Source organism: Pseudomonas protegens CHA0, from assembly GCF_000397205.1.
Lineage (GTDB): Bacteria > Pseudomonadota > Gammaproteobacteria > Pseudomonadales > Pseudomonadaceae > Aquipseudomonas > Aquipseudomonas protegens.
The window spans coordinates 6,070,640-6,086,431 of record NC_021237.1 but is presented as its reverse complement, the minus strand read 5'-3'; the positions used below and the strand labels follow the sequence as shown (position 1 = coordinate 6,086,431).

Genomic DNA, 15,792 nt, shown 5'->3' with positions numbered 1-15,792 from the left:
CATCGCAAGCTGCCCACGCAGAGCGCCGAACTTGGCCGATATGCGGTCCTGCTACGGACCGCCGATCAGCTGCGGCGTTCGACGATATAGCGCGCCAGCTCGCGCAGCGGCTCGGCCGCTGCGTCAAACGGACGCAGGGCATGCAGCGCCTGGTCGCGCAGTTCCAGGGCGTACTCCTTGGCTGCGGCCAGGCCCAGCAAGGCCGGGTAGGTCGGCTTGTCCCGGGCGATATCGGCGCCCTGGCGCTTGCCCAGGGTGGCGGTATCGCTTTCGACATCGAGAATGTCGTCCTGCACCTGGAACGCCAGGCCAATGGCCTGAGCGTAGGTTTGCAGGGCCTTGAGCTCGTCCTTTTCGGCCCGGCCGCTGGCCAGGGCGCCAAGGATCACGCTGGCTTCGATCAGTGCCCCGGTCTTGTGCCGATGCATGTATTCCAGGGCCTGCTGGTCCAGCTTGAGCCCCACGGAGCCGAGGTCGATGGCCTGGCCGCCGACCATGCCCGCCGGGCCCGCGGCCTGGGCCAGGGTGGTGACCATGCGCAGGCGGATCTCGGCGCTGGCGTCGCTCAGGGCCGGGTCCAGCAGGGCGCTGAAGGCCAGGCTCTGCAGGCCGTCGCCGGCGAGGATCGCGCAGGCTTCATCGAAAGCCTTGTGGGTAGTGGGCTGGCCGCGGCGCAGGTCGTCATCGTCCATGGCCGGCAGGTCGTCGTGCACCAGGGAATAGGCGTGGATCAGCTCCACCGCGCAGGCGGCGCCGTTGGCTTGCTCGGGCTTGCCGCCCAGGGCCTCGCAGGCGGCGTAGGCCAGCAGCGGGCGCACGCGCTTGCCGCCATTCATCACGCTGTAGCGCATGGCTTCATAGAGGCGGGCAAGTTCGGGGCTAGGGGCGGTGAACAGGGTGTGCATTGCAGCGTCGACGCGGGCCTGGCTGGAGGCCTGATAGGCGGTAATCATTCCGGCTGTTCCGCATCGAAGGGCTGTTCCGCCAGCTCGCCATCGCGCTCCAGGAGGATCTGCACCTTCTGCTCGGCCTGGGCCAGGGCCGCCTGGCAATCGCGGGTCAGGCCGATGCCTTGCTCGAAGGCGGTCAACGAGTCTTCCAGCGACAGCTCGCCGTTCTCCAGACGCTCGACCAGGGTTTGCAGGTCGGCGAGGGATTGTTCGAAATCTAAGGCAGCTTTTTTGCGGGCCATGGCGGCTATCCCGGTTGACGTTAAACCGGCGCGACACTAGCAGACAGCGGGGTTTCGGGCAAATGAGAAGCGCCCGCTGGCGGGCTTCGGGCGGGGGCGTTGGGGTAGGGGGGGCGGGGGTTTTCACGACGCGCGTTGCTCCCGGGAGTGAAGGGGGTGATGGCGCTGTAATGGCACTTGCTGCGGGGGTTTCAGGGCATTGCCGATTCCCTCGCAAATTCCTTTTTCGGCAATTGTGCAACAGGCGCCAAGTCGCTAATCTGCGGCCTTTCCAACGCCCTTTGTTGCCGGGCACTCTTTCTGAATATTTGCAGCCGCGCCGAGGATCTGGCGCCAGGGTTTTCCCATGCATGGCAGGACGCATTACATGCGCGCTCTATCCTCCCTTCTGCTGACCTTGCTGCTGGCCGGGCCGGCATTCGCCGAGCCTTCTGCCGAGCTGCAGGAACCCCTGGCCGGCTGGCGTTATTCCGGCCTGCTGGACCGCACCGAGCAGGATCGCGTGGCCTATCCGACGCCGCCCATCGACCGCGGCATCCAGCGCAACCGTACCCTGATCGAAGGCCAGCTCAAGGCCATTGGCCATTTGCGCCAGCCCCACAGCCTGTCGGTCAACGGTAACCCGTTGAATCTCTACACCGACGAGCAGGGCCGTTTTGCCCGGCCCTATGCGTTCGGTGCCGGCTCCAACAGCGTCGAAGTGCGCAGCTCCGAGGGCAAGTCCCTCAAGCGCGTGCAGTTCTATGAAGCCAACCTGAACAAGACTCCACCGCGCATTCGCTTAGTGCTGGGCTGGGACGATCCCAAGGCCGAGCTGGACATGCACATCATTACCCCGGACGGTCAGCACGCCTTCTTCGGCCACCCCGGCCTGACCAATGGCGGCGGCCTGGACCCGGACGGCGTCGATGGCCCGGGCCCGGAAATGTTCACCATGACCGCACCGCTGCGGGGCACCTACCTGATCTACGTGAACTACTGGGGCAACTTCGGCAGCGGCGGATACAACTTCGACGAAGGCAGCAATCAGAACGAGGTGATCACCTCGCAGATCAACCTGATCCTTAACGAAAACACCGTCGATGAGAAACGCGAGACCTTTATCGTGCCCATGCGGGCCATCGGCGACCTGTTGCTGGTCAAGTCTTTCAACTATTGAACATCCCGCACCACGGATGAATTGGGCTTTGTGAATCATGAGCGAAAACACAGCATCCCCGGCAGCCGGCGTGCCCGGTACTGAACAACCCGCCAGCAAGCGGCGCTGGCCGGTCCTGGTCATGGGCCTGTGCCTGGTGGCGGCCGCGGTCACCGGCGTGGGCTGCAAGCCCAAGACTCCGGTGGCGGAGCTGGCCGGCGACAAGCTGGGCCTGAGCCGCCCCGATGGGCTGCTGGAAACCCATTCCCTGGCGCAGTTGCCCAAGGACCTGCTGGCGGTGCCTTTCCTCAAGGAAACCCTGACCGAGGATTTCGTCTTCTATTACCAGACCCACGCCGACCGCCTGGGCCTGATCGGCAGCCTGCGGCGGATCATCTACGAGCATGACCTGAAGCTGCAGGACAACCTGATCGAGCAGTTGTTCGACCAGCCGGCCGACGTGGCGCTGTGGCGCGGCGCCGACGGGCGTCTCAAGGACTTCCTGCTGGTGATGGACCGCGGCGGCCTGGCCAAGCTGCTGGAGCCCCTGGCCAAGGTGGCCCTGGATGACACCCAGTTGAGCAAGCTGGCGGACCTGAAGGTCGGTGGCGATGCGGTGACCCTGTACCAGTTGAATTACAACGCCAGCCGGTCCCTGGCATTCGCCTCCCACGGCGACAAGCTGGTGGTGCTGTCCAACCCCGCCAAGCTGTACGACCCCGCCACCGGCGCCGACGACGAGCATGGTGCGGTGTCCACCACCGCCCTGGAGGCCCTGCTCAACGGTGACAAACTGTTCCCCGAGGCCTTTGGCCTGGAAGCGCGCAAGCCTGAAGTGCAGCAGCGGCTGGCAGTCAATTCCAGCGTTTTGGCCATGGGTTACCAGCGCTTTATCCCCAACTTCGCCGGCCTGCGCTTCGACATGGACGACAAGGGCTGGCACAGCTACCTGGCCATGCAAGAGCAGGACAACCAGCCGGCGTTCGACTTCAAGCCGATCTGGCAGGCCATGCCCATGGGCGCCAGCGCCTGCGTAGCCTTGCCCCTGGCGGCGGAGCAGCAGAAGCCGTTGCTGGTCAAGCTGGGGGCCGAAGAAGCGGTGGCCACCACCCTGACCGAGCACATGGCCGGGACCGCCGGCCTGTGCTGGTACGCCGACTCGCGGCTGTATACACCGCTGCTGGTGGCCAGCCTCAAGGACAAGGACAATGCCAAGCTCGATGCGGACCTGGGCAAGCTGTTCGGCTCCATGGTCGGCACCCGGGAAAGCAAGGTGGCGGAGCGCATCTTCCCGGTGGTCGAGCAGCAGAACGGCGACGTGCACCAGTGGCAGCGCCAGGTCAGTTCCAACTTCGGCCAGTACCCGGCCAAGGAAGCCAAGGACCCGCAAACCATCACCGGTCGCGCCTTCATGCAGGTCAGCCTGGCCCGCCATGGCTCGACCCTGGTGTTTTCCCTGGATGACAAGCTTGTGAGCAAGGCCCTGGGCACCCTGGACAAGCGCTTCCCGCCCCTGGCGGACGTGGTGCCCAAGGATGCACTGATGCCGGTGTACCTGGGCCCGCAGTCCCTGGCCCAGTTGATCCAGCAGGAAACCTTCGACAGCCTGCCCCAGGACATGGAGCCGGTGTTCAACAACGCCGCGCAAACCTACCTGGTGCCCAAGCTGCGTACCCTCGGCGGTTATGGCAAGTACGCCCTGACCCTGCCCGAAGGCAGCGAGCCCGACGGTCACTGGCAATGGCTGCCTCTGCAATGGCGTGCCCTGTGAGTGCACTGCGCAAAGGTCTGAGCAGCCTTGGCCTGTTGGCCTTGTTGCTGAGCAGCGCCGTGGGCGCGACCCAGGCTCCGCCCCTGGACGTGCAGCAGTCCCAGGTGTTCCGTGCCTGGTTCGTGCGCATCGCCCAGGAGCAGTTGAGCCAGGGCCCGAGCCCGCGCTGGTACCAGCAGGACTGCGCGGGCCTGGTGCGTTTTGCTGCCAACGAAGCGCTCAAGGTCCACGACAACAAATGGCTGCGGGCCAACGGCATGTCCAATCGCTACCTGCCGCCGGAGCTGCAACTGAGCGAAGGCCAGCGCGGCCTGGCCCAGCAGTGGCAGCAGGGCGGCGGCCAGACCGGGCCCTACGTCAATGCCATCAAGCTGATCCAGTTCAACAGCCATCTGGTGAGCCGTGACCTGGGGCAGGCGCGCCCCGGTGACCTGTTGTTCTTCGACCAGGGCGACGACCAGCACCTGATGATCTGGATGGGCCGCAACATCGCCTATCACACCGGCACCACCACTCCCACCGACAACGGCATGCGCTCGGCTAGCGTGCAGCAACTGATGACATGGAAGGACACTCGATGGATACCCGACTCAGCCAACCCCAACTTCATCGGCATCTATCGACTGAACTTCCTCACCCAATGAGCGAATCCCGTATGTCCCGTTTTCTGTTTCGCCTGACCCTGGCCTTGACCCTGCTCACCCCCGTGGCCCTGGTCAACGCCGAAGACTCGGTGCCGCCCAGCGACTATGCGGCGGTCTCCGGCGAGAGTTTCTTCCTCCTGGCCGACAGCAGTTTCGCCAGCGACGAACAGGCCATGGTGCGCCTCGAAGCCCCGGGCCGTGACTACCGGCGCTTTCGCATGGAGCCCTATGGCGGCGCGGACATCCGGGTGTACCGGATCGACCAGCCGCTGGACTTTCTCAAGCGCCAGAAGAACCTGCACCGGGTGGTCAGCGACGGCCAGTTCAAGGGCGAGGGCCTGTCCAACACCCTGGCCTACCTGTGGGACAACTGGTACCGCAAATCCCGCCGGGTGATGCAGCGCGCCTTCTCCTACGAGTCACGCAAGCAGGTCACCGAAGAGGTGCCGGAACTGAAGGTGGGCAACTCCATGCTGGCGCCGACGCCGTATGACGCCCAGCCGCAATTCGCCCTGATCCCGGGGCTGCCCCTGGTGACCCAGTTCCGTTATCCGCTGTGGCAGGCCAAGCCGATCCAGCCGCCGGCCGGGGTAAACCTGTCCGGTTCCTCCAGCCAGTTCATCAACGTCGCCCCGGGCAACGTCTACATCCCGCTGGGGCAGCTCAAGCCCGGCCTGTACCTGGTGGAGGCCCTGGTGGGCAAGTACCGCGCCACCACCATGGTCTTTGTTTCCAACACCGTGGCGGTGAGCAAGATCGCCGGCGACGAACTGCTGGTCTGGGCCGCGGGCAAGCATGAAGGCAACTCGGTGCCCAAGGTCAATGTGCTGTGGACCGACGGCCTCGGTGTGATGAACAGCGGCGCCACCGACGAACAGGGCCTGGTGCGCCTCAAGCACGTCAGCCCCGAGCGCTCCTACGTGATCGGCGAAGACCAGGAAGGCGGGGTGTTCGTCTCCGAGAACTTCTATTACGACAGCGAAATCTACGACACCAAACTGTATGCCTTCACCGACCGGCCGCTGTATCGCCCGGGGGACTGGGTATCGCTGAAGATCGTCGGTCGCGAGTTCAAGAACGCCCGGGACTCGGTACAGCCGGGTGCCGGCACGGTGAACGTCAGCGTGCTGGATGCCGCCGGCACCGCCCTGCAGAACATGACCCTGAACCTGGATTCCAAGTCCGGCGCCCAGGGCCGCTTCCAACTGCCGGAAAATGCCGTGGCCGGTGGTTATGAACTGCGTTTTGGCTACAAGGGCCAGGTCTACAGCAGTGCCTTCCGCGTGGCCGAGTACATCAAGCCGCACTTTGAGGTTTCCCTGGCCCTGGCCAAGCCGGACTTCAAGACCGGCGAGCCGGTGAAGGGCAACCTGGTGCTGCTCTACCCCGACGGCAAGCCGGTGGCCAACGCTCGCCTGCAACTGAGCCTGCGGGCCCAGCAGCTGTCCATGGTGGACAACGAACTGCAGTACATGGGCCAGTTCCCGGTGGAGTTGACCAGCGCCGAACTGACCACCGATTCCAAGGGCAGTGCGACCCTCGACCTGCCGGCGGCGGACAAGCCCAGCCGCTACATGCTCACCGTATTCGCCAGTGATGGCGCTGCGTATCGGGTCAAGACCACCAAGGAAATCCTCATCGAGCGTGGCGCGGCGAGCTTCAGCCTCAGCGCGCCGCAGCGTTTCAGCGCTGCCGGCGACAAGGTGCAGTTCAGCTACGCCAACCAGAACACCAGCGAGCAGAGCAAGAACGTCAAGCCGAGCCGCTACGGCTGGGTGCGCATGGAGGACCAGTCCACCGGCGAGGGCAAGCTGGCTGCCGCTGATAGCGGTTTCGCCCTGGCCTTCGAGCGCCCCGGTACCTACAACCTGACCCTGCGCGACGAGCACGATCGTGTACTGGGCGGCACCAGCCACTCGGTCACTGGCGAGGGCGTGAAAGCGGTGCCGGGCACCGTGGAAATCGTCCTCGACAAGCCCGAGTACAAGGCTGGTGACGAAGCCTTGGCGCTGATCACCTTCCCGGAGCCGATCAACGACGCCCTGCTGTCCCTGGAGCGGGACAAGGTCGAGGCCACGGCGCTGCTGTCCAAGGGCGGCGATTGGCTCAAGGTGGAAAAACTCAGCCCCACCCAATACCGCGCCCGGGTGCCGGTGAAGGACGGCTTTGCGCCGAACCTGACCTTTTCCGTGCTCTACACCAAGGGCGGCGAGTACAGCTTCCAGAACGCCGGGATCAAGGTGCTGACGCCGCAGATCGATGTGGCCATCCATACCGACAAGGACAAATACCAGCCGGGTGACATGGTCACCGTCGACCTGTCTACCCAGTTCGCCGGCAAGCCGGTGCCCGCACACCTGACGGTCAGCGTGGTGGACGAAATGGTCTACGCCCTGCAACCGGAAGTGGCGCCGAGCATCGACCAGTTCTTCTACCACCCGCGGCGCAACAATGTGCGCACCAGCGCCAGCCTGTCGTTCATCAGCTACGACGTGGCCCTGCCGGGCAGCCCCACCGCCCCGGGCAAGGCCAACCGCAGCGAACGCGGGGTCAAGGTACTGGAGCGTCCGCGGCGCGAAGATGTCGACACCGCTGCCTGGCAGCCGGAGTTGGTCACCGATGGCAACGGCAAGGCGCGTTTCACCTTCCGCATGCCGGATTCCCTGACCCGCTGGCGCATCACTGCCCGGGCCATCGCCGATGATGGCCAAGTGGGGCAGAAAAAGCAGTTCGTGCGTTCCGACAAGGCCCTGTACCTGAAGTGGAGCGGTCCGACCCGCTTCCGCACGGGTGACAAGCCGGACCTGGGGGTATTCGCCTTCAGCCAGTCCGAACAACCCACCAAGGCCGAACTAGTGATCCATTACGCCGGGGAGTCCCAGCGCCTGCCGCTGACCCTCAACAGCGGCATCAACTATGTGGCGCTGCCGGCCATTGCCCCGGGCAATGGCGAGTGGAGCGCCGAGCTGGTGCAGGGCGGCAAGACCGTGGATGCCCTGGCGGTGCGCCTGGTGAGCAGTGCGGCCGGCTGGCAGAGCGTGCAGACCCAGAGCCTGGACGTGGTCACCATCAGCACGCCGCTGGGCCTGCCGGCCGATGCTGCGGACATTCGCCTGCGCCTGGACGACAGCCCGCAAGCGCTGTTCCGTTCGGCCCTGGATGACCTGCTGGAATACCCGTATGGCGGCGTCGAACAGACCGCCAGCCAGTTGCTGCCGCTGAGCGTTGCCTACCCGGCGCTGGCCAGCAATCCGCAGATCCGCGACCGGCTGCGGCTGATGATGCAGAACAGCCGTCTGCGCCTGGTGCACATGGCCGGGCCGGAAGCGGCATTCACCTGGTGGGGCGAAGATGCCGAGCCGGATGCCTTCCTCACCGCCTACGCCTATTACGCCGACTGGAATGCGAGCAAGGTGCTGGACCTGAACCTGCCGCCGGAGCACTGGCAGCGGGTGCTGGAGGTCTACGCCAAGCAGGCTGGCAATACACCGTTGCTGCAACGGGCGCTGATCCTGTCGTTCGCCCGTGAAATGAAACTGCCGATCAACACCCTGGTCAGCGGCCTGATGGACGACCTGGCCAAGGCCGGTAGCGGCCCGGCAGCCAGCATGCAGGACAACGGCAGCGACAGCCTGGTGATGGACGATCCGGATTCGGCCCTCGGCCTGGCCAGCGCCCGGGTGCTGGCCGCGGCCCTGGCGCGGGATGCCAAGGTCACGCCACCCGCGGCGTTCGTCGCCCAACTGGAAGCGGCGCAGCAGCAATTGGATATCAGCTCCCAGCCGTTCACCCAGGCCCTGAGCCTGTCGCTCAAACCGTTCGACCAAGGCGCGGCGCGTGCCTTGCTGCAACGCCTGCTGCCGTCGCAATCGACCCTGGAACGGGCCCTGGCCCTGACCTGGCTGCAGCGCAGCATCGCCCAGTCGACCCCGGCGGTGGCCTTGAACCCGGGGCAGGGCTGGCAACAGCGCCAGGGCGCCAGCGGTGAAAGCTACTGGCAGTGGCAAGGGGCGCAGGTGCCGACGGTACTGGCCCTGGGCTCTGTGCCGGAACGTCCGTTGCGGGCGTCGGTGAGCTACCTGAGCAAGCTGGACATGGGCACGCCGTCGCCGGTGAACATCACCCGCCGCCTGTTGCGCCTGGTGCCGGGGGACGAAGCCTTCACCTTCAAGCTGGAACCGGTGGGCAACAAGCCGATCGCCAGTGACGGCCTGTACCTGGACGAAGTGATCATCGCCAACGAAGGCAACCGGCCGCTGCTGTACGGCATGCTGGAAGTGCCGCTGCCGCCGGGCGCCGATGTCGAGCGCACCACCTGGGGCATCAAGCTGGCCGGCCCGGCCGGTACGGAGGCGGCGTCCCTGGAGAAGGCTCGCTCCGAACCGGGGCAGATGAGCTACGCGGTGCCGCTGGATGCGTTGAACGACGGCAGCGAAGTGCGCCTGCGCCATCTGGTTCGCTTCTCCCAGAAAGGCCAGTTCAATCTGCCGCCGGCACGTTTCTACCAGGTGTACGCACCGGAGCATCAGGCTCAGGAACGCACCCCGGCCCTGGGTCAGGTCACGGTCAAATAACATGGTGCGGTGCTGGGCCTGGCTATGTCTGTGTTTGCTTCCTGGGTGGGTGACGGCCCAGGAGGAGCCTCTGCGCCTGGCCTGGAAAATCGCCCCGGACAGTGAGCTGGTAAGCCTGAGCAAGACTCAGGTTCTGTCTCGCGAGCCGTTGCCCAAGGATCTGCAAGCGCCCCTGGGCAGTGTCTGGAAACTCTTTGTCTACGCCTGGCTGGTGGACACCGGCGCCCAGGAGCCTGCCTATGCCTGCCAGGGCAAGTCCAAGGAAGAGGTCTATTGCTGTGCGGTGGGCGCCAGCATCGCCCGTGATCAGGCGCTGGTACGTTCCTGCGGTTTGTATTTCGAGCCCCAGCGCTTGCAACTGTCCGCCGCTGACTGGCGCCATTACTGGCAGGCCCGCAACGCCCCCGACTGGTTGCAGGACCTCAACCAGCTGCAGCCCCAGACCCGGGTCCCGGTGGCGGAACTGTTGCAGGTACTGGCGCTGTTGCCGGCCCGGGACACGGCCCGGCGCGTGCTGCTGGATGTGGTGCTCAATGCCGCCGACGGCGCAGTAGTGGGCGCCTTGGGCGGGCGCTTGCGGGTCAAGACCTGGAGTTGGCTGGCGGATCAGGACCCGCAGTCGCGCCAGGGTGGTTTTGCCGGCTGGCTGGTGGATGGCACACCGCTGTGGGTGGGCGGGCGTGGCACCAGCCAACGGGTGTTGAAGGACTACGCCCAGGCCCTGAACCAGGAACTGCCGGACAACCCGCCTGTGGATAAAGGCCGCTGTGTGGAGGTCAGCCTGTTTTCCCGCTACCCGCTCAAAAGCGTCAGCCAGGGCGGCCAGCCGGCTAAACCGGGTGCCTTGCAAGGGGATTACCGGGTGGAGTTTGCCAACGGCAACCAGCTGGATATCCACAGCGCCGGCGAGCTGTTCCTGCAGCAAGACCCTGCGGCCCAGCGACTGGTGGCGCGCCTGGACCGTGAGGAATATGTCGCTCGGGTACTGCAGCGCGAAGCCACCAGTGAGCCAGTGGAGGCCGCCAAGGCGTTGGCCGTGGCCATCCGTACCTACCTGTTGCAGAACGCCGGGCGCAGCGGCGAATGCCTGAGCATCGACGACAGCAGCAACCGCCAGCGGGTCGCGCCGCGCCCGGCCACTGCCCAGGCCCGGGCCATTGCCGCCTGGACCAGCGACCTGGTGCTGGCCGGCACTCAAGTCACCTATCACTCGGACCTGAAGGCGCCGGACAAACTGTCCTGGCAACAGGCCGTGGAGCAGGCCCGGTCCGGGCAACGCTACGACGCCATCCTGCTGCACGCCTATCCCCGGGCCAGCCTCAGCCGCTGGGACAACCCCGTGGCCTCCTGCGAACCCTTGCCGGCGGCCCAGGAGTGGCTGCTGCAGCAGCGCCGGCGCTGGCGCCAACCGCTGGAGCAAGAGATCGGCTACAACGAAATCAGCCAGTTCGCCGTGTGCCGCCTGAGTTTCGGCCGGCCCTACGTCGACCGTGAACGGCAACGCATCTATGTGCGGGGCGTGCTCTCGCTGCAAGACCGCCTCGACCTGACTCATGAATACCTGCACCTGGCCTTTGAAGCTCATCCCAACGGCCAGGATGAAACCTACATCGAAGGGCTCGCCCGTCATCTTTTATTGGAATAGGCCATGAAACTTCCTGCTCCCCCGGTCCTCCTGTTCCTTTGTGGAATGTTCAGCCTGCCCATGGCCCTGGCCGACAGCGGCATCCAGCTCGACACCCCCAAGGGCGGCTGGCGCACTCGAGCCATGGATGGTGAACAGTACATTCAGGAGGTCAACTACCCGGCCTCCTCGGTGAATACCCCCCAGGGCCAGGCCGATACCGCGCGTATTCGCGGGCAGATCAAGGGTGCGCCCAAGGCGAACAAAGAGCCCGGCAAGCTGATCGTCAATGGCGTCAGCATGCCGCTCAAGTTCGATGAGCAAGGCAGCTTCGACCGGCCGTACGCCTTCCCCAACGGCAGCAACAGCGTCGAAGTGCGCAGCCCGGATGGCCAGCAGCGCAAGCGCGTGCAGTTTCTCAACACCGGCGGTGGCGTGACCCCGCCCAAGTTGCGCGTGCTGCTGTCCTGGGACAGCGACAACACCGACCTCGACCTGCACCTGGTAACCCCGGACGGCGCGCACATCTGGTACGGCGACCGCGTGGCTCCCAACGGCGCGACCCTGGATGTGGACGTGACCACGGGCTACGGCCCGGAGATCTTCTCCATGCCGGCGCCGCTCAAGGGCCAGTACCTGGTCTATGTGAACTACTACGGTGGCGGTTATCGCAGTGACGACGATGAAGACGGCGGCCAGGAAAATGCCGTGCAGCCCCTGACCACCGCCCAGGTCACAGTGATTACCGAGGAAGGCACGCCGGATGAAAAGAGCGAGACCTTTGTGGTGCCGATGCGCGCTCCCGGGGAACTGACCCTGGTGCGCAGTTTCAGTTATCCATGACCGGGCTCAACGGATGCGCTTTCCCGGCCATCCGTTCATTGCCCTGAGACAATACGGGCCCCCGGTGTTTGCCTTGCAATGAATCACCATTCATTGGCAGGGAAATGCAGAACATGGGTGCTTTTCAATCGTGGTTGAAGTGCTGTGTAGTGGCCGGAAGCTGTGCCTCCAGCCTGGTGTTGGCCGCGGGCGCCGACGGTTTGCAGCGGGTCAAGGTGGACCTGGTGGCGCCGCCCCAGGTGCATGTTCATGAGCAGGCTGTCAGCGGGCCGCCGAAGGTCGTGCAGTTCCGCATGAACGTGGAAGAGAAAAAGATGGTGGTGGACGATCAGGGCACCACCCTGCAGGCCATGACCTTCAACGGCTCCATGCCGGGGCCGACCCTGGTGGTGCACGAGGGCGACTACGTCGAGCTGACCCTGAGCAATCCGGCCAGCAACAGCATGCCCCACAACATCGACTTCCATGCGGCCACCGGTGCCCTGGGCGGTGCGGCGCTGACCCAGGTGCTGCCGGGGCAGGAAGTGGTGCTGCGTTTCAAGGCTGACCGCAGCGGGACCTTCGTCTATCACTGCGCGCCGCCGGGCATGGTGCCCTGGCACGTGGTTTCGGGCATGAGCGGGACCTTGATGGTGCTGCCGCGCGAAGGCTTGCAGGACCCTGCCGGCAAGCCCTTGCACTATGACCGGGCCTACACCATCGGCGAGTTCGACCTGTACATCCCCAAGGACAAGGACGGGCATTACAAGAGCTACCCGGACCTGGCCTCCAGCTACCAGGACACCCGTGAAGTGATGCGTACCCTGACCCCGAGCCACGTGGTGTTCAACGGCCGTGTCGGCGCCTTGACCGGAGCCAACGCCCTGACCGCCAAGGTCGGCGAAAGCGTGCTGTTCATCCACTCCCAGGCCAACCGCGACAGCCGTCCGCACCTGATCGGCGGCCATGGCGACTGGGTCTGGACCACCGGCAAGTTCGCCAACGCCCCGCAACGCAACCTGGAGACCTGGTTCATCCCCGGCGGTTCCGCCCTGGCGGCGCTCTACACCTTCAAGCAGCCGGGCACCTACGTGTACCTCAACCACAACCTGATCGAGGCCATGGAGTTGGGGGCCCTGGCTCAGGTCAAGGTCGAGGGGCAGTGGGACGATGACCTGATGACTCAGGTAAAGGCCCCCGGGCCCATGACTCCGGCCAAGTGATAGCAGCCGGGGCTCAAGCCCCGGCACCTGGCATCAGAGGTTCAGGGCGAACTTCAGGTAGCCCGGATACACCTGGCGCCAGTCGTCCTGGAAGGTATGGCCTTGCTCATGCTCATGGCTCTGGACCTGGTTGCCGGGTTCCAGGGCCTGTTGCGTGGCGGCGGTGAGCTTCTGGTTGCTCTCGTGCTCCTTGGCGCCATGGACGATGACGATGCGCTTGTCCCGGGCCTTGGTTTCGCCGAAGGGAATCCGGTAGCCGCCGGGTGACAGCAGCAGCGCGCCGCTGTAATGCTGCGGGTACTCGGCGATCAGGTGCGAGGCTTGCTCGGCACCTTGGGAGAAACCCATCAGGACGATGCGCGAGCGATCGATACGGGTCTGCTTTTCCAGTTTCTTCAGCGCTGCGCTGACCGCCTCTTCGGTCGGCGCTACCGAATGCTGCTGCCACATGAACTGGTGCTCATCGCGCTTGAGAGTGCCGTTGATGCCCACCAGCACGGCGTTCTCTCCCACAAGGTCCGTGCGCATGTCGATGCCGTCGCTGCCTTCGGTACCGAACCCCGACAGCCAGACCACTACCGGCCAGCCCTCGCTCGGGGTCTTGCCCTGGGGAATGCTGAAGGCCGCAAGGCCCGCATCCCTGGCCTTGGCCGGGTAGTTTTTCTCGGCGGCCTGCAACAGCTTCTTGTAGGCCGGGTCCTGCTGCAACGATTCCAGTTCGTCGTCTTCCTTGAGCAGCACCAGCTGCCAGAAGCCACGCTCGCGGGCCTGGTCGAGGTATTCGGCGGCGCGCTTGTTCTTGTCCATGGCCGCCAGGCTGCCGGCGGCCTGGTAGGAGGCGTAGGCATTCTTCGGGTCGAGGCGGGCAGCGGTCAGGTAGTAGGCGAGGGCGCCGGCGTAGTTGTCGTGCTGGCTCTTCTCATTGTCCCCGGCCTCGATGAAATCCGCTGGCGTGGCTTCGTCCAGGTACAGGTTGGCCATGCCGGCCAGGCCTTGCCAGCGCCCCTTGGCGACGTCCTGTTGCGCATCGGCATGGGCCCAGGAACTGCTGAGGCTGAGAACGCTGAACAGCGAGAGAAATGACAGGGGCAGGCGTACTGCGGCCGGCAACGACATGACTGAGAGTCCTTTTTCAGTGAAGGAGGTCCCGGGCCGTTGCCCGAAACGGCGCGCAGCTTAGCATGGCGGATCGCCCGGATGGACGACCCGCGCTGTGGCCGGAGTCAGCGCCGAAGCGGTAGGTCAATCGCTCTGGTCGGCGGTGGAAATCACTTCATCGATCTTCCAGCAGCCCTTGTCCTTGATCATCCGCACATCGACGATCTGGGTGGTGTCCGGGGTGTTGCCCAACGTCACTTGCTCCTTGGCGCTGGAGCCCTGGACTTGTGGTTCGCTGACCTTGATCTGGGTCAGCCACTCATCCATGTAGTCCTGGGCCTTGAGGAAGTAGTCCTCTTCCAGGCCGTCGGGGCTGGCCATCTGTTTCTTGATCTTGGTGATCAGCGAGTCGGAGACGTACTTCTTCATTTCCGCCACGTTGTCGGTCAACGGATCCTTGTCTTCGCTGAAGGTTTGCAGGTACCAGCTATAAAACGCCTGGGTTGCGGGCTTTGGCGAACTGGCGCAGTCGGCCAGGGCGACCGACTGATGCATCGCGACCGCTGCCAGCAGCGAGCAAAACAGCATTCTCATGGAGGACCCCTTACGGATGGCGATAGATTTTGTAGGCAGGTTTCTGCACCCGGTAGGAATGCCCCGGGTAGAAACCGTGCAGTTGCTTGAAGTCTGACACCCAGAGTGTGCCGTTGAACATCGCCATGTGACCGTGGGGGTGCCCTGGAATGGGCTGGATGATCACCACATCGCCCGCTGCGGGCGTCTGGCCGGCCGGTTGTTCGATGAAACCGGCAGAAGTCAATGATGAGCCGAAGTCCTTGGCCGAATGCTTCCTGTGCAGAATCACCCCTCCGCCACCGGCTTCGATCGCCTGGCGAGTATAGGCCGCACAGCGCCCCGTACTACCGGCGTGAGCGTGAGCGTTCAAGTGACTGATAGCGGCTTCTTTATTCCACATTCCTTGTCATCCGAGAGTCCTGGAGAGCGGCGAGTTTATTCTTGCCCAAGGGCGCCGGAAATACTGGCTAAGTGCCTTATTTGCCGCCTTTGGGGGGCGTATCACAGTTATCTCGCTGATTGGCAAAACCACGCAGGAGCCAGGCGGCCTGGCCGTTCAGTCCGGCTGCAACTCCAGGGTGCTGCGCGATACCGTGTGCACTCGGTTGCGTCCCTGGTGCTTGGCGTCATACAGGGCTTCGTCGGCCAGGGACAACAGGCGCGGCAGGTCGTAGCCCCGGGTTTCACTGCTGACCACACCGATGCTGACGCTGAGCAGCCCGGGTTCCAGCAGAGGCAAGCGGGCAAAAGCCTGGCGAACCCGCTCGGCTACCGTTACTGCGGCCTGCTCATCGGTCGCGGCCAGGAGGCAGGCGAACTCTTCACCGCCAATGCGGGCAAATACGTCTTTTGTACCCAGGGTTTCTGCAAGCACCTGGCTGAATGCGACCAGCACCACGCCCACCGCCGCCAGCAGCATCATGCCGCCGAGGTAGGCCAGTGGCCGCTCACGGGTTTCCCGTAGCCAGGCGTGGAAGGTCAGCAGGCTCATCAGAAAGAAAATGAACACCGAGACTACGAGCAGGGTGGGGATGTGCAGGGCCATGTCCGGAATTCTCGTTAACGTCGCGCTCAAGGGGCAGGAGTCGAAGCCGGCCGCTGCAGAGCGGGCGAATTGCCATCAATGGGCG

General features: G+C 64.7%; 13 protein-coding genes. 7 read left to right on the top strand and 6 right to left on the bottom strand.

Going from position 1 to position 15,792, the window contains the following annotated elements:
* Nucleotides 1–65 precede the first annotated feature (65 nt).
* Both ispA and PFLCHA0_RS27215 read right to left on the bottom strand, forming a co-directional pair.
* On the bottom strand, nt 66–953 hold the full coding sequence (ispA, locus tag PFLCHA0_RS27220; RefSeq protein WP_019092778.1) for a (2E,6E)-farnesyl diphosphate synthase: 888 nt from the start codon (nt 951–953) through the stop codon (nt 66–68).
* Nucleotides 950–1,192, bottom strand: a complete 243-nt coding sequence (locus PFLCHA0_RS27215) for an exodeoxyribonuclease VII small subunit (protein WP_011063724.1) — start codon at nt 1,190–1,192, stop codon at nt 950–952. The genes ispA and PFLCHA0_RS27215 overlap by 4 nt, the downstream gene beginning before the upstream one ends.
* Nucleotides 1,193–1,559: 367 nt before the next feature.
* Here PFLCHA0_RS27215 and PFLCHA0_RS27210 point away from each other — a divergent pair, with 367 nt between their 5' ends.
* The 7 genes from PFLCHA0_RS27210 (at nt 1,560) to nirK (ending at nt 12,988) form a co-directional block, all read left to right on the top strand.
* Nucleotides 1,560–2,351 carry a YfaP family protein gene (locus tag PFLCHA0_RS27210; RefSeq protein ID WP_041752612.1) on the top strand — a complete coding sequence of 264 codons (792 nt, stop codon included), beginning with the start codon at nt 1,560–1,562 and terminating at the stop codon, nt 2,349–2,351.
* Nucleotides 2,352–2,388: 37 nt separating this feature from the next.
* Nucleotides 2,389–4,101, top strand: a complete 1,713-nt coding sequence (locus tag PFLCHA0_RS27205; protein ID WP_015637192.1) for a DUF2138 domain-containing protein — start codon at nt 2,389–2,391, stop codon at nt 4,099–4,101.
* Nucleotides 4,086–4,745 carry a DUF1175 domain-containing protein gene (locus PFLCHA0_RS27200; RefSeq protein WP_015637191.1) on the top strand — a complete coding sequence of 220 codons (660 nt, stop codon included), beginning with the start codon at nt 4,086–4,088 and terminating at the stop codon, nt 4,743–4,745. Before PFLCHA0_RS27205 ends, PFLCHA0_RS27200 begins: the two co-directional genes overlap by 16 nt.
* Nucleotides 4,742–9,319 carry an alpha-2-macroglobulin family protein gene (locus tag PFLCHA0_RS27195; RefSeq protein ID WP_015637190.1) on the top strand — a complete coding sequence of 1,526 codons (4,578 nt, stop codon included), beginning with the start codon at nt 4,742–4,744 and terminating at the stop codon, nt 9,317–9,319. The genes PFLCHA0_RS27200 and PFLCHA0_RS27195 overlap by 4 nt, the downstream gene beginning before the upstream one ends.
* Before the next feature lies 1 nt (nt 9,320).
* The gene (locus PFLCHA0_RS27190; RefSeq protein WP_015637189.1) at nt 9,321–10,964 is read left to right on the top strand and encodes a DUF2300 domain-containing protein; all 1,644 of its coding nucleotides are present in this window, start codon (nt 9,321–9,323) and stop codon (nt 10,962–10,964) included.
* Nucleotides 10,965–10,967: 3 nt separating this feature from the next.
* Complete coding sequence (locus PFLCHA0_RS27185; RefSeq protein ID WP_015637188.1) at nt 10,968–11,786, top strand: YfaP family protein; 819 nt, start codon at nt 10,968–10,970, stop codon at nt 11,784–11,786.
* A 113-nt stretch (nt 11,787–11,899) separates the two neighbouring features.
* Nucleotides 11,900–12,988: a copper-containing nitrite reductase gene (nirK, locus tag PFLCHA0_RS27180; RefSeq protein ID WP_015637187.1), complete on the top strand. Its 1,089-nt coding sequence runs from the start codon at nt 11,900–11,902 to the stop codon at nt 12,986–12,988.
* Between the two features lie 33 nt (nt 12,989–13,021).
* Here the strand turns inward: nirK and PFLCHA0_RS27175 are convergent, their stop codons facing one another.
* The 4 genes from PFLCHA0_RS27175 to PFLCHA0_RS31450 all read right to left on the bottom strand — a co-directional run bounded on the left by PFLCHA0_RS27175 (nt 13,022) and on the right by PFLCHA0_RS31450 (nt 15,707).
* The gene (locus PFLCHA0_RS27175; RefSeq protein WP_015637186.1) at nt 13,022–14,104 is read right to left on the bottom strand and encodes a dienelactone hydrolase family protein; all 1,083 of its coding nucleotides are present in this window, start codon (nt 14,102–14,104) and stop codon (nt 13,022–13,024) included.
* Nucleotides 14,105–14,230: 126 nt separating this feature from the next.
* Nucleotides 14,231–14,680 (bottom strand): DUF3828 domain-containing protein, encoded by a 450-nt coding sequence (locus PFLCHA0_RS27170; protein WP_011063716.1) that lies wholly within the window; start codon nt 14,678–14,680, stop codon nt 14,231–14,233.
* A 10-nt stretch (nt 14,681–14,690) separates the two neighbouring features.
* Nucleotides 14,691–15,062 carry a hypothetical protein gene (locus tag PFLCHA0_RS27165; protein WP_011063715.1) on the bottom strand — a complete coding sequence of 124 codons (372 nt, stop codon included), beginning with the start codon at nt 15,060–15,062 and terminating at the stop codon, nt 14,691–14,693.
* A gap of 156 nt (nt 15,063–15,218) precedes the next feature.
* Nucleotides 15,219–15,707, bottom strand: a complete 489-nt coding sequence (locus PFLCHA0_RS31450; RefSeq protein WP_080644469.1) for a GGDEF domain-containing protein — start codon at nt 15,705–15,707, stop codon at nt 15,219–15,221.
* Between the last annotated feature and the right edge of the window lie 85 nt (nt 15,708–15,792).